The 21355-nt window shown below is 40.4% G+C and carries 16 protein-coding genes and 1 riboswitch; of the genes, 15 read left to right on the plus strand and 1 reads right to left on the minus strand.

Translation table 11 applies throughout. The annotated features are described in order from the left end of the window. The first annotated feature begins 135 nt into the window (after nucleotides 1-135). The 7 genes from AC0VZ9_RS11310 (at nucleotide 136) to add (ending at nucleotide 8055) form a co-directional block, all read left to right on the plus strand. Nucleotides 136-1527, plus strand: a complete 1392-nt coding sequence (locus AC0VZ9_RS11310; protein ID WP_009330539.1) for an FAD-binding oxidoreductase — start codon at nucleotides 136-138, stop codon at nucleotides 1525-1527. 4 nt (nucleotides 1528-1531) lie between these two features. Continuing rightward, complete coding sequence (locus tag AC0VZ9_RS11315) at nucleotides 1532-2506, plus strand: bile acid:sodium symporter family protein (protein ID WP_009330538.1); 975 nt, start codon at nucleotides 1532-1534, stop codon at nucleotides 2504-2506. A 264-nt stretch (nucleotides 2507-2770) separates the two neighbouring features. After that, a complete protein-coding gene (gene glpT / locus AC0VZ9_RS11320) occupies nucleotides 2771-4138 on the plus strand; it encodes a glycerol-3-phosphate transporter (protein WP_475397404.1) in 1368 nt (455 codons plus the stop codon). Nucleotides 4139-4340: 202 nt separating this feature from the next. After that, nucleotides 4341-5105: an NUDIX domain-containing protein gene (locus AC0VZ9_RS11325; RefSeq protein WP_009330536.1), complete on the plus strand. Its 765-nt coding sequence runs from the start codon at nucleotides 4341-4343 to the stop codon at nucleotides 5103-5105. 30 nt (nucleotides 5106-5135) lie between these two features. Continuing rightward, on the plus strand, nucleotides 5136-5831 hold the full coding sequence (gene pnuC / locus AC0VZ9_RS11330) for a nicotinamide riboside transporter PnuC (protein WP_009330535.1): 696 nt from the start codon (nucleotides 5136-5138) through the stop codon (nucleotides 5829-5831). Continuing rightward, on the plus strand, nucleotides 5832-6854 hold the full coding sequence (nadR, locus tag AC0VZ9_RS11335) for a multifunctional transcriptional regulator/nicotinamide-nucleotide adenylyltransferase/ribosylnicotinamide kinase NadR (protein WP_475397405.1): 1023 nt from the start codon (nucleotides 5832-5834) through the stop codon (nucleotides 6852-6854). A 45-nt stretch (nucleotides 6855-6899) separates the two neighbouring features. After that, nucleotides 6900-6999, plus strand: a riboswitch (purine riboswitch). A 54-nt stretch (nucleotides 7000-7053) separates the two neighbouring features. Then, a complete protein-coding gene (gene add / locus AC0VZ9_RS11340) occupies nucleotides 7054-8055 on the plus strand; it encodes an adenosine deaminase (protein WP_009330532.1) in 1002 nt (333 codons plus the stop codon). A gap of 87 nt (nucleotides 8056-8142) precedes the next feature. Here the strand turns inward: add and AC0VZ9_RS11345 are convergent, their stop codons facing one another. Then, complete coding sequence (locus tag AC0VZ9_RS11345; RefSeq protein ID WP_019381971.1) at nucleotides 8143-8646, minus strand: GNAT family N-acetyltransferase; 504 nt, start codon at nucleotides 8644-8646, stop codon at nucleotides 8143-8145. A 232-nt stretch (nucleotides 8647-8878) separates the two neighbouring features. Between AC0VZ9_RS11345 and AC0VZ9_RS11350 the strand changes: the two genes are divergently transcribed. From AC0VZ9_RS11350 to AC0VZ9_RS11385, 8 genes are all read left to right on the plus strand, one after another. After that, nucleotides 8879-9409: a cell wall hydrolase gene (locus tag AC0VZ9_RS11350; RefSeq protein WP_009330529.1), complete on the plus strand. Its 531-nt coding sequence runs from the start codon at nucleotides 8879-8881 to the stop codon at nucleotides 9407-9409. Between the two features lie 126 nt (nucleotides 9410-9535). After that, nucleotides 9536-10018 carry an AraC family transcriptional regulator gene (locus AC0VZ9_RS11355; protein ID WP_009330528.1) on the plus strand — a complete coding sequence of 161 codons (483 nt, stop codon included), beginning with the start codon at nucleotides 9536-9538 and terminating at the stop codon, nucleotides 10016-10018. A 107-nt stretch (nucleotides 10019-10125) separates the two neighbouring features. Next, nucleotides 10126-10497, plus strand: a complete 372-nt coding sequence (locus AC0VZ9_RS11360; protein WP_009330527.1) for a DUF5367 family protein — start codon at nucleotides 10126-10128, stop codon at nucleotides 10495-10497. A gap of 1015 nt (nucleotides 10498-11512) precedes the next feature. Next, nucleotides 11513-12688, plus strand: a complete 1176-nt coding sequence (locus AC0VZ9_RS11365; protein ID WP_071156522.1) for a styrene monooxygenase/indole monooxygenase family protein — start codon at nucleotides 11513-11515, stop codon at nucleotides 12686-12688. 841 nt (nucleotides 12689-13529) lie between these two features. Next, nucleotides 13530-14603 (plus strand): Wadjet anti-phage system protein JetD domain-containing protein, encoded by a 1074-nt coding sequence (locus tag AC0VZ9_RS11370; protein WP_226280714.1) that lies wholly within the window; start codon nucleotides 13530-13532, stop codon nucleotides 14601-14603. Next, the gene (locus AC0VZ9_RS11375) at nucleotides 14594-16105 is read left to right on the plus strand and encodes a hypothetical protein (RefSeq protein ID WP_475397406.1); all 1512 of its coding nucleotides are present in this window, start codon (nucleotides 14594-14596) and stop codon (nucleotides 16103-16105) included. Before AC0VZ9_RS11370 ends, AC0VZ9_RS11375 begins: the two co-directional genes overlap by 10 nt. Continuing rightward, the gene (locus AC0VZ9_RS11380; RefSeq protein WP_475397407.1) at nucleotides 16105-16851 is read left to right on the plus strand and encodes a DUF6063 family protein; all 747 of its coding nucleotides are present in this window, start codon (nucleotides 16105-16107) and stop codon (nucleotides 16849-16851) included. Before AC0VZ9_RS11375 ends, AC0VZ9_RS11380 begins: the two co-directional genes overlap by 1 nt. After that, nucleotides 16829-21289: a coiled-coil domain-containing protein gene (locus tag AC0VZ9_RS11385; protein WP_475397408.1), complete on the plus strand. Its 4461-nt coding sequence runs from the start codon at nucleotides 16829-16831 to the stop codon at nucleotides 21287-21289. The genes AC0VZ9_RS11380 and AC0VZ9_RS11385 overlap by 23 nt, the downstream gene beginning before the upstream one ends. Nucleotides 21290-21355 lie beyond the last annotated feature (66 nt).

The following is a 21355-nucleotide window of genomic DNA, read 5'->3' on the forward strand; positions in this document are numbered from 1 at the left end:
ATTAATCAATAATGAAAAAATAATTAAATTAATAATTGAATTTTTCTGATAAGTTAGTATAATTGACTTAACTTGTTGGACCAATTATACCATTGGTTTGACCAAATTTTCAGCAGAAGAAAGAAGGAGTATAGGATGGAAACAGCTAGTATGAGCCTCGTACATGCTTTAAAGGAGGTTCTTTCTGAGCAGCAGGTAACAGAAAATCAGACAGTAAGAGAATTGCATGGAAGGGATGAATCCTACCATAAGGAGAGCCTTCCTGATATTGTGGTTTTTCCTGAAACAGCCCAGCAGGTCAGTGAAGTTGTAAAGCTGGCAAACCAATATAAAGTTCCCATCGTTCCTTTTGGTCTGGGATCCAGTCTCGAGGGGCATGTCATACCTTACGAACATGGAATTACGATTGATTTTTCCTTAATGAATAAAATCCTGGAAGTGCGTGAAAATGATTTTCTTGTCCGTGTACAGCCTGGTGTGACACGCACGCAGCTTAATAAGGAATTGAAAAAATATGGATTGTTTTTCTCTGTGGATCCGGGAGCGGATGCTACGCTTGGCGGAATGGCGGCAACCAATGCCAGCGGAACAACATCGGTCAAATATGGAGTCATGCGTGATCAGGTGCGTGATATGGAAGTGGTTCTGGCTGATGGGTCGATCATACATACAGGAAATTTAGCTGCTAAATCTTCATCGGGATACCATTTGAATGGTTTATTTGTTGGTTCTGAGGGGACGCTTGGCTGCTTTACGGAATTGACATTAAGAGTATATGGTATTCCCGAGCATGTGATGGCTGCAAGAGCCTCATTTCCATCCTTGAACGATGCGGTTGAAGCGGTTGTATCCATATTACAGGCAGGTGTTCCGATTGCCAGGGTGGAGCTTGTCGATGAACCATCCATGAAGCAGGTGAACCTGTTCAGTGAAACAAACTATAACGAAAGTCCAACACTCTTTCTGGAATTTCACGGCAATGAAGCCGGCTTGAAACAGGATGTCGCATTCACAAGAGAAATAGTTGAGGACCACCGTTGCCTCGATATTGAATTTGAAACAGATAATGCCGCAAGAAATCGTTTGTGGGAGGCCCGGCATAACCTTGCTTATGCTTATATCCACGGCCATCCCGGTAAGAAAATGATGGTGACAGATGTATGCCTTCCGATTTCAGAACTTTCTGGCGCTATCAGCCATGCCAGGGAAGCGGTAGATTCACTGGGGCTTCCTGGAGGCATCGTCGGTCATGTGGGAGATGGAAATTATCATACACTTCTCATGATTGATATGAGTAACCCGGATGAGGTGGCTAAGGCAGAAAAGTTCAATGAACAAATTGTCCTCTATGCTCTTGAGCGGGGCGGAACATGCACAGGTGAGCATGGAGTGGGTGTAGGCAAGCAGAAATATCAGCAACAAGAACATGGGCAAGCCCTGCAAGTGATGGAAAAAATCAAACAGGCACTCGATCCAGAAAACCTTTTTAATCCAAATAAAATCTTAAAGACTAAAGAAGGAGCGTGATGATATGAAGGTATTAGAAGCGGTCAGTACCATTGCCGGAAAATATTTTGCCGTGTGGGTTATCTTAACATCGGTTATTGCCTTTATGTTTCCAGACCCATTTTTGGGATTGGGGGGCTATATCACCATCCTTCTCGGCGTCGTCATGTTTGGAATGGGGCTTACACTGAAGGCAGTCGATTTTAAAATCATCTTTACCAAACCACTGCCTGTGTTAATCGGAGTTTGTGCACAGTTCATCATCATGCCGCTGGTCGCTTTCGTCATTGCAAAACTGTTGAATTTGCCGGCGGAATTGGCAGCAGGACTTGTTTTGCTTGGGTGTGTACCTGGGGGAACGGCTTCTAACGTTATGGTGTATCTGGCAAAGGGAAATGTACCGTTATCCATCGCTATGACTTCCGTTTCAACTCTATTGGCACCGATCATGACACCGCTCCTTCTCCTGATGCTTGCCGGCCAATGGATGCCGGTTGATGCTGTAGCCATGTTTATGTCTATTGTCCAGGTTATCATTGTACCGATTGTTCTAGGTCTGGCCATCAAGAAATTCTTCCCTGTGGCCGTTGAAAAAAGCTTAACTATATTACCGCTTATTTCGGTAGCAGCTATTATCACAATTGTAGCTGCAGTCGTTTCAGGCAATTCAGCAACCATTGCCGCATCTGGGCTTCTGATTTTTACAGCCGTCATGCTTCACAATGGATTCGGACTCCTGCTTGGCTATTTTTCAGGAAAAGTGCTTGGGCAGGATGAAGTAAACCGAAGAGCGATTGCCATTGAAGTTGGAATGCAGAACTCCGGTTTAGGTGTTGCACTTGCAACTGCACACTTTGGTCCATTGGCAGCACTTCCAAGTGTGCTGGCAGCTGCCTGGCATAACATTTCAGGGCCGATTCTTGCGACTTATTGGTCGAAGAAACCTGCTGTAAAAAGTGAAGCAGAAACGGCAGTTAAGCCAGTTGAAGTGAAGCTATAGGTATGGATTTAGGTGTCTGGCCCTTAAAGATTAAGAGGGCAGGCACCTTTTTTGTACCTATCGAAAACAATCTAAATAGTTTTATAGGCTATTGACAACGTTTACAAATAATACTAGAATTGTGACATAACAAGTTAACTATGGTGGAGAAACGGAGAACCCATGCTTTTTTGCACTTCCATTCCTGGAAGTGTTATTAAAGTATGGGTTTTGTTTTTTTTAGCAGTTAATATTGTTGTCAAATCTATCTTAGGGGGAACCTAAATGTTCAAACTGTTTAAGCCTGCTCCCCCAATTGAAAGATTGCCTGAAGAACAAATTGATTCTGAGTATAAAAAACTTAGATTTCAAGTATTTCTGGGAATTTTCATTGGTTATGCAGCGTATTATTTGATCCGGAAAAACTTCTCACTGGCCATGCCTTACTTTATTGAAGAAGGTTTTTCCAAAACTGAACTTGGCTTTGCGCTATCTGCTATTTCTATTTCCTATGGCATCAGTAAATTTGTCATGGGGACCTTTTCAGACCGGAGCAATCCAAGGATGTTCCTGCCTGCAGGGTTAATTCTATCTGCTATTATTTCTTTATTAATGGGGTTTGTTCCTTTCTTTACTTCGTCTGTTGCTATTATGTTTATTATGCTTTTCTTAAATGGCTGGTTCCAGGGAATGGGCTGGCCGCCATCTGGCCGTGTTCTTGTACACTGGTTCAGCATCAATGAAAGAGGAAACAAAACAGCCATTTGGAATGTAGCCCATAATGTCGGCGGGGGGCTGATGGCACCTCTTGCCGTGGCGGGTGCAGCGATGTTCGCAGGCATAGCCGGAAGCTCTTCTTCAGGCTATGAAGGTGTATTTATATTACCTGCACTTGTAGCTATTGTTGTTGCATTCCTTGCCTACTTCCTCATTCGTGATACTCCTCAATCGGTTGGGCTGCCATCCATTGAAGAATATCGCAATGATTATCCAAGTAAAACCAAGAAAACTTTTGAAACAGAATTAACAACAAAAGAAATTCTTTTCAAGTATGTATTAAATAATAAATGGGTTTGGGCCATTGCTATTGCAAACATTTTCGTTTATTTCGTCCGCTATGGTGTACTGGACTGGGCACCAACTTATTTGAGCGAAGAAAAAGGGTTCGATATGAGCAAGTCCAGCGTAGCCTATTTTCTATATGAGTGGGCGGGTATACCAGGAACACTATTATGCGGCTGGATCTCAGATAAGTTTTTCAAAGGGCGCCGTGGTCCTGCAGGCTTTGTGTTTATGCTGGGAGTATTGATCGCTGTTCTTGTTTACTGGTTTAATCCTGCAGGAAATCCAACGATCGATATGATTTGTTTGATTGCGATCGGTTTCCTTATTTATGGACCGGTAATGTTAATCGGCCTTCAGGCACTTGATTTCGTTCCTAAAAAGGCTGCCGGAACTGCAGCAGGATTAACTGGATTGTTTGGTTACCTCGGAGGTACTGTAACAGCTAATGCGTTAATGGGTGTTATCGTAGATGCATCTGGATGGGATGCAGGATTTATGCTGTTAACCGCATCTTGTGTCCTTGCAGCCATCATATTCGCTGTAACGTGGAATGTCCGTGGTCAAGAAGTAGTTAAAAATCAGCATTAAGATAAAAAAGAAAGTGTCTAATCATTTGGCACTTTCTTTTTTTATGCTCAAAAATGCGTTAAAAGGTAAATGAACTAAGGTAATAAGCATCTTTCTCTTAAAAGAAATCCTCTTTGTAAAATTATCTTGACTAACAGCAAATTATGGAATATATTTTAATTAACAATTAACAAAATGTTAATTAAAAATGAGGTGAACAAAATTGAAGAATAAATATATTACCCCAGACGGTTATACAAGTGATATAGCGGTTTTTACAATTACATCTGAGCTCTCGGGAGAATATAAACCTCCAAAAAAAGAATTGAAAATCATGCTGATTAAAAGAAGCGAGCTGGACCATGATGGAAATCCAAATATGGAAGCAGGAAAGTGGGCACTCCCGGGAGGATTTGTACGTCCCAATGAGACAGCGTTTCAGGCAGCAGAGCGAAGGTTAGCCGAGGAAACCGGAGTGGAAGGGCTGAAAATAAAGCATTTTGGTGTCTATGATTCTCCTGGCCGGGATCTGCGGGGATGGATTATGTCTAATGCACATTATGTCATTGCAAATGAAGCGGCATTAAGGAGCCGGAAAAAGACTTATGATGCTTCTGAAATTGGGCTGTTTACTCTTGAAGAGGCACTTGAACTTGATCTTGCATTCGATCATCGGACCATTATGGATGATGCACTTTGGTTTATTAAAAAAGATATGGCACTCACAACACTTGCTAAGCATTTTCTTCCGGAGGAATTTGTGCTTTCTGAACTTCAGGGCGTCTTATTGACAGTTTTGGATGATCCTTCGATCTCGACTGATGCTGCCTTTTTCAGAAAAGCACCGACACTTCCTTTTATTGAAGCGGTATCTGAAGACGGGAAGCCTAAGAAATCGAACCGATATTCCAAGACGCCGGCTCAGCTTTATCGATTTAATGACTTCCAGCCGATTGTGTCCGTGTATAGAAATAAGCTGCAAGGGTGAAAAGCAAATCATATAAGGGGAGAGATTCACATGGGGATTTTTAAGAACTGGACGCGGTTTGAAATTATATGGCTGATCACTTTTACGTTGGTTAACATTTATCTTTTCTTTGCCTGGTCAGATTCACTTCTAGGCCTCATATCATCCATAAGCGGGATGTTATGTGTGGTTCTGGTGGCGAAGGGGAAGATTGCAAACTATTACTTTGGTATCGTGCAGACCTTAACTTATGCTTATATTGCTTACGGTTATGGTCTTTATGGAGAAGCCATGCTCAATGCCCTGTTTTATTTTCCGGTGCAATTTATCGGGATTTATCTGTGGAGACAGCATAAAACAAATCGGGATGTTAAAGGGGAAGATGTGAAGGTTAATAGTCTGACAACAAAGGGCTGGCTCTATACATTAGTATCCATTGTCGTCCTTACAATTGGATATGGGTATTTCCTTAGATATTTAGAGGGCAATTTTGTCTGGACGGATTCAGCTACAAACGTCCTTTCTATAACTGCGCAGATACTGATGCTGAAGAGATTTGCGGAGCAATGGCTCCTGTGGATTTCCGTTAATGTATTATCCATTATTCTTTGGGCAAGTGCTCTCATCTCACAGGGAGGCAATGACTTTTCGATGCTAGTCATGTGGACTGCTTTCCTGTTCAACAGCATTTATGGTTATATCAACTGGCGGAAATTATATGTGAAACAGAATAAGGAGGCGGTTTAAATGACAGTTGGGTTTATTGGAGGCAAGTTTCTCCCCCTGCATCTTGGCCACGTCTATGCCATCGTGCAGGCCTCATCCATCGTTGACGAACTGTACGTTGTACTGTCCCATAGCGAACTGCGTGACAGGCAATTGTGCCAGCGTTCTAAAATGGATTATATTCCGCCTCAGATCCGTTTGCGGTGGCTCAGTCAATTAACAAAAGATATGACGCATGTTAAGGTCATTTCCATTCAAGACGATCAGGGGAATGAAGATTACAACTGGGCTGAAGGTGCCGGGAATATAAAAAAGGCAATTGGAAAGCACATTGATTATGTCTTTAGTTCAGAGTATGAATATAGCGATATCTTTAATGAACTTTATCCTGAGGCGAAACACGAATTGATTGATCCGAATCGGAGACATGTGAATATATCAGCAACAGCGATCCGTAATGAAGGCGTCTTTCATCATTGGGAGTACATTCCTGACTTTGTTAAACCTTATTTCGTTAAAAAGGTTGTTTTGGTAGGAACCGAAAGCTGCGGGAAATCTACCCTGACAAGAAATCTTGCTAAAGTTTATAATACTTCCTATGTTGAGGAATATGGCCGAATTGTATGTGAAGAACTAGGCGGCTGCGAAGGTATCATAGTGAAGGAAGATTACCACAAAATCGCTTACGGCCATAAGCTTGAAGAAATGAAGGCGATTGAAAAAGCGAATAGGATTGTTTTTATCGACACAGAGGCAATCGTGACTCAATTTTACTCAAATCTATACAACAATGAGCATCAAACAGTGCTGGATGAAATAGCGAGCCTGCAGGATTATGACCTTTGGCTATACCTTGAACCTGATGTGAAATGGGTGGACGATGGACTTCGTGTTCATGGAGAGCACGATATAAGGCTCCAAAACAACGATGCTCTAAAAACACTGCTGAACAATCATAAGATTGATTACAAAACCCTGAGCGGAGATTATAAGGAACGGCTTCATAGTGCAATAGGGCATATTGAAGAGCTGCTAAAGCTTTAAAAAAGTGATTGACAAAAAAGCTAATATTATTTATCCTTTAAAAAAACCTAATGAAATACTTTCATTCGTATAACTCCAATAATATGGTTTGGAGGTCTCTACCAGGAACCAATAATTCCTGATTACGAAGAAGATACATGTGCTGTATTTTCTTCGTAATCAGGAATTTTTTTTTGTAAAAAATCTAGGAGGTCCAGCTATGAATTTTACTATTTTGCCTAAAATTGAACTTCACTGCCATTTGGACGGGAGTGTCAGACCAGAAACCATCATAGATATCGCCAAAAGAGAAGGCATTAGCCTGCCCTCCTTTGATAAAGAAAAAATCAAAGAAGAACTAATTGCCCCGTTGGATTGCGATTCCCTGGATGAATATTTAAAAAGATTCTCCATTCCAAACTTAGTCATGCAGTCAAAGGAAAATTTAAAAAGAATTTCCTTTGAGCTCTTTGAAGATGCAGCAAAGGAAAATGTGAAATACATGGAGGTCCGCTTTGCCCCATTACTTCATACGCGAAAGGGATTAACCGTAGAAGAAATCATCCAAAGTGTGATTGAAGGGATGAGAGAAGCAGAAGAAGAATTTGATATTAAAGGAAATATCATTTTGTCATGTATGCGAACGATGAGTGTGGAAAGTGCATTTGAGGTCGTCGAAAAGGGAAAGGCATTCCTCGGAAAAGGGGTTGTCGCAATCGATTTATGTGCATCCGAGGAGGAAGGCTTCTGCGGAAAATTCATTGAACCGATTGCACTGGCCAGAGAATATGGATACAAAGTTACCATCCACGCCGGTGAAACGGGAATCGGTAAAAATGTGCTGGAGGCCGTTGAATGGCTGGGAGCTGAAAGAATTGGACACGGTGTATTTATTAAAGACTGTGAAGAGGCGTACCAAATTGTGAAGGAAAAACAAGTGGTGCTAGAGCTATGCCCAACCAGTAATGTTCAAACCAAAGCTGTTAACCAATTCAGCGATCATCCCATTTACGACTTCCATAAGGATGGCATAAAAGTAACAGTTAATACGGACAACAGAACGGTATCAGATACAACAATGACAAAGGAATGTGATATAGTCTCAAATGAATTTGCTATGAGTGCTGAGGATTATAAACAAATATATATGAATAGTGTGGAAGCTTCTTTTGCGGATGAAGCGACAAAGGAAAAACTGATGGGAAATTTAATGGATATTTAAGTTTGAAAGAAGGTGTCTGCCCCTGCATAATTTTTAATGAGTGGGGGAGACACCTTTTTTAAAGGATAGAAAAAATACTCCAAGAACTTATTTTTCGGATGCAAACAATTTAAGCTTTTCCTTATCCAAAATAATCGTTCCTTCATATTTCATCCCGATTTTTTCAAGCAGCCCGGAGGAAGCCTGATTTTCCAAGGAAGTGATGGCAAGGATCCGTTTCAGATCCTGCTCCTCATGACCATATTTCAATGTAGCAGAAGCTGACTCGAACCCATAACCTTGCGTTTGATATGTTGATAAAAAAGCAAAGCCAATATCAACATTATCTAAAGTATCCCGTTTTATCAATCCGCACATTCCAATAGGAATGCTTCCTTCCTTTCGTTCAACCATAAAAAGGCCAAAGCCCATCTGGGAGTACATTTTCATGGGGCCGGAAACAATATAATTCTTAGCATCCTCGAGGGTACGTACACCTTTATCTCCAATAAAACGAATCCATGAAGGCTCATTTAAAAGTTCAAGAATAAAGGCTGCATCATCTGGTGTTAACCAGCGAAGAATTAATCGATCTGTTTCAAGTACTTTCAATTAAAGTAACACCTCTTTCAATTCTTTATACCTGTTTAACTGATTCGTAAAATTATTTTTTTCAGTCATGCTATAACAAATTATAAGTTAAGTTATTACATGAGCAAATTAAAAATTCCATTTTCTAGATTGGTAATTCTCCCATAGATTCACTAATGAGTTATCCCTGTAAACCTGTTAGCCTTGTAAGTGGCCTGTTTTTGCCTAAAAACTACAAACAGGAGGTTTACAAATGAAAAATTTAGTAACGTTTGTTGCTGCCATTTCACTCATTATGGGTTCATATAGCGTGTTTCCTGCTGATCATTTCGATGCTGAGACAGTGGGTCAAAAAGCCGCAGAAACACTGACATATAAAAAAGTAGAGGTTGATGCGAAGGAGTCATCATTAACGGATCATCGCTTCATCAAAGAGGAAGAAAAAAAACTGCTTGCCCGACTTGTACAGGCTGAAGCAAAAGGGGAGCCGTTTGAAGGGAAAGTTGCGGTTGCTGACGTAGTGCTGAATCGTGTCGAGCATGAACAATTCCCGGATACAGTCAAGGATGTTATTTATCAAAAGAATGCTTTTGAACCTGTTCAAAATGGTTCCATCAATGAGCCGGCAAGTAATGAAGCAGTTCAGGCCGTTGAGACAGCTCTTGTTGATAAGGAGCAAAACGAAGAGCTCCTATATTTTTATAACCCTGAAACAGCTACAAGCCAGTGGATCTATTCACGTCAAGTTGTGAAAAAAATCGGCAATCATGCTTTTGCTATATAAAAGCGCGTACAGTCATAAAAGCTGCGCGCTTTTTTTATTGGCAATAAAAAATCAAAGTGAGGAGGAAATTTAAGAAAGGCAGCGAAATTTTTTTGAGGTAAATACTTCCATGAAGGAGATGTGAAAATGAATATCATTGTAATGGAATTACCACAAACTGAAGTTGCATTTATCAGGCGTACCGGAAGTTATTTTGAACTGCAGGATCATTGGGGAGATTTGATTAGCTGGGCAAACACCAATGGGCTGATGCCGCCGAAGCAATCTTTTATCGGCATTTCATTGGATAATCCTGAACTGGTGGAAAGCAAGGATTGCCGCCACGATGCCTGTGTTACCATTCCTGAGGGTTTTGATAAAGAAAAACATCAAAAAGTGAAATTTAGAAAGCTGCCTGGCGGAAATTATGCTCTGTATCGTTTCTATGATATCCCTGATAAATTGAATGGTGCCTATCAATACATGTTTGGGGAATGGCTGCCAAATAGCGAATATGAACCGGATTACGATCGGCACAACCTTGAGTTTAATTTGAATAATCCCGCTGAAGATGAAGAGGGGAAATGTAAGGTTGATTTATATGTACCAGTCAGAAAAAGAATTTCCTGATGCAGGGTAACACCCGAAGGATCTTTACATAAAATTCACCAATTATTAGCAGGAGGTAAACGATTTCCAGCGAATAATAAAGCACATCTTGCAGGAGGTGTATTTTTATGATTAACATTGCATGGGGCTTTTTATTATGGATGTCAGCAACTATATTATTCCGTTTATTTGGACAAACTTTTTTAATTCCTGGACAGGTATTTTTAGTGCTCTCGATTTTTATTCTGGCGATTCCTTTGATTATAATTGCAACCTATCCTTACTATTATTTTAGGGAAATTCCAGAAACAGAACGTTTAAAGGCAGCTGTGCAAATTGCTCTCCCAGGAATGCTGCTGGATATATTAAGCATTATTTATTTTGCAAAAGTGTTTCCGAATTTAACTAATGATTCTCTTCCTTTATTCGCTTCCTGGCTGCTTTGGGCGTACAGTCTGATATTAATAACTGGATTTTCAATAAAAAATAATAACAAATGATATGTGAGGTCCTTGATAAAAAGGGGCTAAAATTTGGAGATCTTTTTAGTTACAAATCATTGATCTTTTCTCATGATATTATGAAGAACGGTAATCACATACGTTTGTTTTAAAAAAGCGCGGACAGCATAGGCTCCGCGTTTTTTGTTAGCAAAAATTGATTGTGGTTGGGTCCTTCCACGCTCCCCCTATATGAGCATCTTTACTCCTAAATACCTTTTCCCATTAAATAAATCCTAGCTCCGTGTGAGTATTGACCTTTTACTTCGGAATAAACTAATTCTTTAGCAACAGCCTTGGCAGCAGATTCATTCATCTATAAGAAGTTTGGTTTAAAGTTGTTTTTCCATATTTATTGCAGCCTTTAATATCTGTTTAGCGATAAAAGCTAGGATTAGGCTGTTGTGTACCTTTCCTAAGAAGCAAACATATTGTTAGAGATAAACTCGATAAGTCACGAAGAGACTCACTAATGTTTGTTTTCATGGATTAAGCTTAGCAGACGAAATGCTCCTGGAGTTTAATCTATTCTTTGCAGACTCACAAGCTTTCTTAATGCAAGAAAGAGGGAAGGGGGTAACAAAATAAATCTTCCAAATGGCGAGCGGATCAATGCTCCTGAATCAATGTCCACACTAAATATAATCAAACAAAATATACTGTTCTTATTAGGACTTGAAGAAATAAAAAACAGGCAGCCATCGTTTACAGAACTGATAGTGGCATAAATACCATTTAAGCTAATCTTTTGATCAGCTGTTGATTTAAAATAAAGTTCGATAATCTATAAAAAAGATTGGTTAAAATTCCTGTATTGATATACAGGAATTTTTTATTCTGCAATCGGGCCAGATTGCGGAAAAAGCGATCGTTGACTTAGACATCATAAATCTGGAAATTAAATAAATCGTCGCATTTACATCACTCTGTGTTTTATTTAGACTATAAAAGTCAGAAAATTAACAATGTTATTATACTATCTTTACGGCTACCAAATAACAAAGGGGAGAGAATCTTGAGAAAGAAAATATGTATTATAGGCAGTGGCACAGCAGGTTTACAGCTGGCTTATTCTCTTAAAGAAGAATTTGATGTGACTGTAATTCACTCAAACTCTTCGGATAAGATCCGAAATGGACGAATTTTGTCTACCCAAGTACACTTTGGATCAACAAGAACCCGTGAAAATCGCTTTAAAATGCCAAAGTGGGAAGATAAAACTCTTCTCAAAAGTATCCATATGACAATTGGTAATCAAAAACTATTTGTTGGAAAGCTAAAAGAGCCAGCATTATCTGTTGACCAGCGTTTCTACTTTTCACACTGTTTGAAGGATCTTGAAAGCAAGGGTGTCTCTTTTCGACTTTTAAGAGTAAATAAACAACGGGTAGAAAGTTTGGTAGATGAGTTTGATTTAATAATTGATTGTACTGGAAAATCGGGCCCTCTCTTTTCATTTCCTATTGAAAAGGAGTTTTCTCCCTTCCAAGTGCCTCAACGAAAATGCATCGTTGGTTATTTTTTGGGGGTGAAGCCAGTTCATCCTCTTGGTATAAGCGTAACAGTTCTGCCTGAAATAGGTGAAATGTTTGAGATTCCTGCAATCACAGAACAAGGGCCTGTTACTATATTGTTCATTATGGCAATTCCAGACAGAGAGTTAGATGTATTTAAAGAAATTAAGCACGAAAAAGAATTTACAAATCAAATGAAAAATGTAACAAAAAAATATTTCCAAGATATCCATGAACGTATCGAACAAGATATCTTTGCTCTTTCCGATGAAAATGGCTTCCTCAAGGTTGCCATTAAGCCTGTAATTAGAAAACCTTACGTAACGTTTAAAAACAAACTAATAGTTGGTTGTGGAGATAGTGTTTTTCTTAATGATCCGATTACTGGCCAAGGCTGTAATCTTTCTTCCCATTGTGCTGAACAATTGTATGAGACTTTGATTCAATATAGAAATTCAAAATGGGACATCCAACTTGGAGAGACATATTGGAATCGTACAAAAACATTTGTAAAAGAAGTAACAGCATGGACAAATGCAATGACTCAGGTACTGCCTGAGCATGTTGTTCAAACCCTGTTATCGGGAGCAGAAAATCAAAAGATCGCAGATGAAGTTGCAGAATGGTTTGCAAATCCACGAAAAGCTTATGAAGCTTTTTTTCAACCACTACATTAAGAACAGAACAAAATAAAAAACCTAATTTCTTTTTGAGGATATGGCAGCTCCCATTTCTACTAATAATCCAAAACGAAGAAAGAACCAGGCTATTATAAATAGCTGGTTCAATACATGAAGGAAAAAAGGTATTTTAAATATATATCCAACTGTTGGAAACGGACATTTCCTTAGATCTCCCTCATAATTACCGACATAAGAACGGATTGATATCCATACTTTTTATGACTATAAAATATTTAAAACCCTACGAACAACCCTTGATGTCCTTTGCATAACTACCATCTTCAGTAGAAAACAGCGTGAGTGGTGGAAATTCTTCGATTTGGCGATATATGAATCTATCAAAGAAGAGGGTGCCGGATTATATGTGGATCTAAATCGGTTAATTGATGAAATTACATACACCCAAATGCTCCAAAATGGTTTTTTCAACAAGTTCAGGGATTTCTAACGAAATATAACATTAATAAACCTTTAAAACAATCAACTTTATATGCTGGACCTAGTATGGTCTGGTGAGTGAAACTACATTTCGTAAAAATTGTTTTTTACGATAAAATAGCATTCAAAAGACACTATTTCAAACTTTAGTAAAATGTGCTAAAGACTTTTTCATCTTTATAAGTTGTCCTCTTCGCCTCTTCCAAACTCAAATAGGATTACCAAAAAAAGGTGCATGCCCTCTGTTAATTTATACGTTAACAAGTGTGGGGCAAGCACCTATTTACTACCATCCATTTTAAAATCCGATTACCATCAATTCCTCAACTAGTTTATAATAAAAATGATGTCCTCATGGATAATAGTGGTCTCTATTGACCCCAAGATGTTTAAGAAGGTGAAAAAAATCAACATCATCGAAACAAGGGTGAGAAGTTTCATTGAAGATATTCAGCACCCGAAGCAAAAGAAGAAGTTAAACATAAACGATTTAGAATTTCAGCTGCGAAAATTGCTGGATGATTATTACGAAATGGATGGTTATTCGCTGTTTTATGAAGCCATTCAATCATTGCAAGATAAAGGGCAGCTGACTCCTATACATAATAATCAACACAATGGGAAAACACCGTCTTTGCCTTTATATTACTGGGTTAATGTGAAGGCTCAAGCCGACAAATGGGACCGGCTCGGGATGATGAAGCTGAGTGATCTGTTTGATTTTTCATTTTATGAAAGGCACCCGGAATGGCAGACGAAAGAGGAATGGAGCCGTATTCAGAGTTTATATGGTTTTCTCCAATCCAGCGGTGAACGGGAAGTCGTTTCACTAGAAGAACGAAGCCTGGAGCTGTTCGGCCATGAAGAATTCCTGCATGACGGGGTCAGTTTTCCTGATGGAAAAGGCTTTTTAGCCCGAATTGGCGTATCTGAAGAGCAGCTGAAAGTAGTGAAATACGGGGAGCCTTTTGTATTTTGGATGAAGCAGGGAAAAGAAATCAAAGATATTCAGAGAGTGCTGATTGTCGAGAAACTATCATTCTTTCATACTTCCATTCAATTATTGGAAAGTGATCTGCTTGATTATGAGCCGGAACTCATCATTTATGGGGAAGGCACTAAAATTGAACGGAGCTTTTCGTTTTTCTTTAAAATTTTTCCGGCTAAATCGTATCTCTTCTACTATGCAGGAGATCTTGATGCGGCAGGATACGGGATCATGACCCGGCTGATTGAAAAATACCCGGATTGCTGCATTCAGCCTGCATTAAAGATTTATCGTAAAATGCTTGAATGTCTGGATCAAAGAAATGAACAGAAATCTGGCCAGCTTCAAAATCTTAAATACCGAGATGCGTTCTTCAGGTGGTTTACGAAAGAAGAGCAGGAACTCTTAATGCAATTATGGCAGGAAAAAAAACGGATTCCTCAGGAAGTCTTAACAATTGAAACATGGAGGAGATGGATGTGAACGAATCATGGGAAGGATTCGCCCAGCGGATGCAGCGATTGAACCCGCTGTTTGAACTTGGGAGAGGAATGGAAGTCGGAGAGCTGAAGCCTCATATCCAAACGATTCTGATGCAGGTGCTCCTTACCATTTTTTATCGGGAATTGAATGATGATGATCATCGGAGAAAATCGGATATTAAGTATATGGTCGAAGATTCAATTAAGCAAATGAAGCTTTTGGCCGATGAGAAGCAGGTTGAACGGATCACAAGCGGGCTTCTGTATCAGGGGAAAGAAGAGTACAGCAGACCTTTTGAAGCCCTATATTACGATGAAATCAGGCAATCATGGGAGACTCAGGTTTTCCGCTATGTGACGATGGATGAATTATATACGAACCTGGAGATAGGCGGATCCATTGTCTACAAGCTCACCGATGTCTCACAGGAGATGATTTTCATGAGCAGGGAAATGGCAGAGGAATTCTCGATCACCATTGAACAGCTTTATAGTATGCAGCTGATAAAAAACGGTAATTTCCGCAAAGCTACTCGAAACCTCGATCACCTCATTTCACGGGTTAACCGCTTAATGGCAAAAGAATTTTCCTTTCAAAAAGAAATGATCAATAATCCCAAAATCTTATTGATGGAAGAAGAAATGCAAAGGGCTGATAACCGTGCGGAAATTGAAAAGCAGTTCGAAGAAGAGAAGAATCACTTCCGCACCATCAGCAGCATGATTGAGAAAACGAAACGAAGAAATGAGGAAGATGATCTTATTCAAAAAGAATTGATCCTTCTCCAGGAAAAGGTCGGCCATACAAGGCAGCTGCATGACCGTTTCGCCAAGCTTGTGATTCAAAATATCTCTTATGAAATGAAGCTGAAAGCGGAAAACCCATCCCTGTTTTGGGAAACGAGCCTTGTTTCATTCAGGGAACATATTTATGAGAACTGGTTCATGAAAGAAGGGTTTTCTTCATTCGATAGAGTTGAAAAAGTATTAGGTCCTTTATTTTCGCCAAGGAATGAATTTATCTTACCTTTGGACTGGATTTGGGGAGAGCAGGAATTTGATGAAAAGCAGCTGACAGAGGTAATGGAGGAAGAAGCGCAAGAGGAAAGCATTATCCATCAGAGGGTAACGAACTGGGATTCTGTCATCAAGGCCTGGAGCTATGTGTTTCAATATTTGCAGACATACGGAGAGTTTTCCTTGGCTGATTTAACGACATTGCCGCTCGAAGTCCAGGATTTATGGTTTGAAGAATCGGAAACGATTGATTTATGGATGATGTTTGATAAAAAACCGCTGAAGGTTCAGGTGCTGCATCGGAAAGAAGAGTCATTAAGTGATGAACGGGAGATTCTCCTCTATAAACTGATGCAGGAATACCCGCAATTCCAGGTGTTTGAAGGCTTGAAAATTTATACCGAATTTGATCATCGGGCTGAACCCTTCCTCTGGTATCAAATGAAAATCACTCCGTTTAAAATTTGTGTACAGGAGGAGAAATGATGAGTGCAGATAGTATCAAGAAAGCATCAGCGGTTTATTTTACGCTTTTAAAAGACAAAGTCATCGACGAAAACAGCGAGCACTTTCAGGCGTATTTCGATCCTGATGTAAGACAGACGGTACTTTTATTGGCAGACGAATCCGGCACCTTTATCATTGAATCGCCAAAACGGATTCAGCTCGTCGTGCAGCCGACCGGCTCTGTTTTTGCTACAAATTTTACTCATATGAAGGATAGGCATAAGCAGGTTGAAACGAAGAAACATTTTCACCTGATGAGCGTAGTCATTATGGCATTCCTGGCAAGCATCGACCGCAGCCAGGCGGCTAAAATCCGTACGAAGCGTGAAGGGATTAGCTTCTATACCCTGGAACGGCAAGTCAATGATGTCATCATGAATTGGGATAGCATACTTAAGGTAAAGCAGGATTTTGGAGAAGAGGAAAAAGTTGATATGAAGGATGTTGTGACAACATGGAAATACATGGAGGTCGACACCGATGATTATGGATCTAAGAAAGCCAATCGCCGGACGCGTATCGGTTTGATTGCAAGCAGTATGCGTCTTTTGGAGACAGAAGGACTTATCGTCATTCTCGATCGGGAGGATATTCCAAAGGCGATTCCGAAACAGGAATTATTTGAGCGGATTGAATATTTGTATCATGATTATGACCGTTATGAAATGTTCAAGGAATTAATGACGACAGAGGAGGATCAGCATGCCGAAAATCCATCGAATTAGAATTGCCGGCCTGAAATATGATGGCATGCAAAAGCAATACAAGGATACAACATTTAACTTCCATAATGAAGAGACCTCCACAAATGGCCTTATTTCCATGATGAATGGAGGAGGGAAAGGGGTTTTCCTGCAGACCATTTTCCAGATTCTTAAGCCAGGAACTTCTTGGGGAAAGCAGAATAATCGCTATTATCAGCAATTCTTTTTTAATAATAAAGAGCAATTCATTCCTTATACCTTTCATGTTCTTATGCAATGGGAGCTCGACGGGGCTGATTGCAGGCATTTGGTGACGGGCGGAATGTTTTCAGCAGAACAGCGGATTTCCATGAACGAAGAAGGCGGAGAAGCCAAAACACTTGAACAGGAAGCAAAAATTGTCCCGAATATTACGTTTTATACAAGGGAGTTTGAACGGAAAGAAGAAGCATCCCTTGAACATATTCCGCTCTATGAAGATGGTGAACTGGCTGATACGGAAGGCCTGAAGGATTATTTAAAATGGAATGGCTATGATGTCTACCGCGATACAAAGAAGCACTACCGCATCCTTGATACATACGGCATTAACCGCAAAGACTGGGATATTATGAAAGACATTAACAAGGATGAAGGCGGCGTTGGAAAGTTCTTTGAAGGCGCTGAGGATGATCATTCCCTGTTCCAAAAGCGGATTATTCCTACAGTCAGTCAGATCCTGCACCGAACGGAGCATCAGAAGAACGATCTGGTGGAGATTTTTAAGAGTCAGGCAAGTATTGCAAAGGACCTGCCTGTTTTGCTCAAAAGAGAGCAGGCTCATAAAGAGTTCCTGGAAGATATTATTCCATTTGAAGAGAGTCTGGCAAAGGGCATCAAGCATAAAGAAATTGTTGAAGACAGCATTAAGGTCGGGAGACAGCTGCTTGGTGCTTTGGAGCATTTGAAGAAAACGGAAGAAGAAACACTCATTGAGCTGGAAAAGGAAATCGAAAAATTAACGGGCAAGCAAGTGGAACTGCGCTTTCAGAAAGATAACCTTGAGTATGCAAAAGCTCACCGGGAAGTGCTGGATTGGGAGAAGAAACTAGGGGAAGAACAGAAGAAGCATACGATCCTGCAGGAAACGGTGAAAGAAAAGCAGGAGCGAAAAGATGAGCTGGCTTTTCACCTTTTATTGAAAGAATGGCATGAAGGGGAACAGAGCATCCGCGCTCTTTCCCAGCAGATTGTGAAGCTTGAGCAAAACAGCGGCCTGGAGCAAGTGAATCAAAGAATGGATGAAATCAAAAAAGAAGCGGCACAGCATTGGGAAAAATCCGCCGCAGCTATTAGGGAAGCCGTTCAGCATTATTCCGGATATCAGAAGTTTTTAAAGAAGAAAACAAACGAACTGTCAAAGCAGGATAAACAAAAGACCCGGGAGATTGCCCAGCTTCGTACGGAAATTGATTTTCTTTATACTAAAATTCATGAATTTGAATCAAAAGAAGAACAACTTATCAAAGAATTCGGTGATCGCTTAACCTATGATTTACAGGGATTTATCGAAAATCTTAACAAGCAGATAGAAACCAAAAAAGAGGCTCTCGAAGATTTACAGGCAAAAGAGAAACAATCAAATGAAAAGCAAAATCAGCTAGCATCTGCGCATGGTACGCTTGCTCAATCCATTCAGTTTTCTGAAGAGAAGTGTAAAGAGTTAAAGATGAAAAGTGAAGAGATGCATCGAAAAGAAGCGAAGCTGTACGATAAGCTGCAAGTTGTGCTTGACGATGTCTCAGCGCAGTTCACGAATGCTCTTTTATCCAAATATGCCCAGCAGGTGGAAGAGCTCCTCGTTCAAAATCGTGAGCAAGGGGAAGAAATAAAGAAAGCGCTCTGGGAAACGCAGCTGGATTTTGCTTTGAATGATGAGCATTTCTGGATTGCGAATAATGATGTGAAGGAACTGAAGGAATGGATTGATGAGAAAACAGGGATAGATGTGTTCTACGGCTCACAATTTCTGCAATCTTTAAAACCGGATGAAATGGCTAGCCACATGCTCACTCATCCGCTCCTGCCCTACGGCTTAGTGGTCAGCAGGCCGCAATGGGAAAAAGTGAATAAACAGGTCCTTGCAGGAAGAATGTTTAAGAGCCCTGTCCCGATTTTTATGAGGGAAGAAATGGCGGGCGAAAATCAGCAAAATACGTTTGTGATGATCACCGGTACGGAGAAGGAACTTCTGACAAATAAAAATCAGTTCACGAACTGGAAAATTAAGATTGCCAAAGAAATAGAAGAAAAAAAAGATGCACTTCTAGAAATGGAACAAACAGAGAGTTCTCTCCGCCGCATTTTAAAAGAAATCGACCGTTTCCTTTCCAATGACCTTGCCGGTGATATTGAAAGAGCGCTGCTTCAGGAAAAAGAAGCCCTGCTTTCCAAGAAAAACGAATTACAGGCCATCATCGTTCAGGAGGAAAAAGAAAAAGAACGGCAGCTGGGACTTAGAGATCAGCTTGAAAAGACGAAGGAAAAGATTGAAAATCTATCTAAAGATGTGGAGTCTCTGGAAAGCTTTAATCGTGAAAAGTCGCTGCACCTTGAAAATAAACGGGTAAAGCAGGAAAAAGAGAAACAAAAGGAAGCTTTCGAAAGTGTACAGAAAGAGCTTGCAAACGAGCATCAGACCATCATTGATCTGCAGGAAAAGTGGAGCCAAACGTACTTGGAATGGAAGCTATCAGCTGAGCAAAATATTAAGGAGATTAGCTTCTTTATTGATGGTGCGGTTTTTCCAGCCGCTGAGAAAGCAGAAGCTTCTGAAGAGGTTCCGCGATTATCATCGCATATGCTGGAAGAAATCATTGGAAGCATTGAGGAGCTTAAACAGCTGCAAAAATCAAAAGAAGAACAAGCCAGTGAATTGCTGGCGATCCAGGCGACAAGAGAATCGGAGCAAAAACAGCAAAAGAAGCTGGAGAAAAAACTTCATGCTCTTAACGAAGAGTGGAAGGATGCGTCTGTACCGGATGAACCTATGAGTATTTTGGAAAAGATGGTTCAAACAGCTGCAAAGGAAACAAAGGCAGCAGAGAAAGAAGAGCGAGAGCAGGGAACAACTGTAACAGTTGCTGACACTTCTTTAAAGCATGCGAAGGCGCAGCGTGATAAGACTGTTAAAAAAGTGGCCAAGCATGATAAACAGCCTGAAGAATGGGAAGAACTTGATCTGGAAGTGAAGACGGTTGAGATTACAGACCAGACCAAACAGACGAATGCAGAAATTAAGAAAACGGAAGAGCGCAAAAAAGAGACGGAGCAAAACATTGCTGAGTTTGAAAACAATCAATTGCATCTATCCGTAATCCTTAAAGAGGAAGCAGCAGCTTTTACGGATGAAGATATTGAAAAAATAAAGAGCCAGGGAAAGCAAAGCATCATTTCCTGGAGTGAAAAACATCAGGGTATCCAGGATGAAGGCCAGGAGAAGCACGCAAAAATTGAACAATCCCTGCGCAATTTAAAACTCAATATTGAAGGCAAGGATTGGGAGATCCGCTTTAAGAATGAAGTCTTAACTACGCTTGATCATATGGATACGAGGCATTATGCACATATTCAAAGTGTTGTCCAAAACATGAAGCGCTTCTCACAGAGCGGCTTAGAGCAGCTGGAACGCGATAAAGAACGGGCAGAAAAGGCGCAAAACTTCTGGGCAAGCCGTGCGAGTATGAAGGTGATGAGTATTTCGGAAGCGATTCGCTCGATGATTGCGAAAATGAAGCTGAAGAATGAACGGGGGTCTTTCCCGCTCGTCCAGCTCAAAGAAGACATCTTGCCTAAAAAAGCGGAAGATATTGAACCTTTACTGAAACAGCATTTTGTTTCGGCCATTAACAAAATTACGAAACGATTCGAGATGATTGATGACCATAATCTGGAGCTGGATCAGGAAATCAAACAGCTCATCAGTGATGAGCAGATTTTATTTGTCTCCCTCAGGAATCGTTACCCGGAACTGCTGGTATATAATATGCGTACTGATAATGCCTTCATGTATGGAAAACCGCAGCGTGAGCATTATTCAACCTGGCAGACGATCAACCAGGGTTCAAAGACTAAATCGGATGGCAGCGGCGGCCAAAAGTTATCTGCCCGCATGGTCATGATGATGATGCTTCTTTCGGTTAAGAGTGAAACTGATCAAAGCTGGGTTCCGTTAGTCTGTGATAATCCGTTCGGACAAGCGGCTTCTGCCCATGTGCTTGACCCGATTTTCGCTGTAGCTGATAAGCTGAAGTTTCAATTCATCGTCGTTACTCCGCCTGAGTTGGTGAAAACAGAGATCAGCCAGAGGTTTGATGCGTACTATAAATTGGATTTCATCCGGGAAAAAGGGAAAGAGATTGTGTCGGATACGATTGTACCGGCATTTCGAATTTATCAGGGAGAGGAAGCAGTTCATTAGATTAAAAGAATTAAAGTATTGCCATCTTGCAAAAAATATGCAATACTTGGTTGAAAATAATATTTT

This window comes from Cytobacillus sp. QJM3NY_8 (assembly GCF_056173585.1).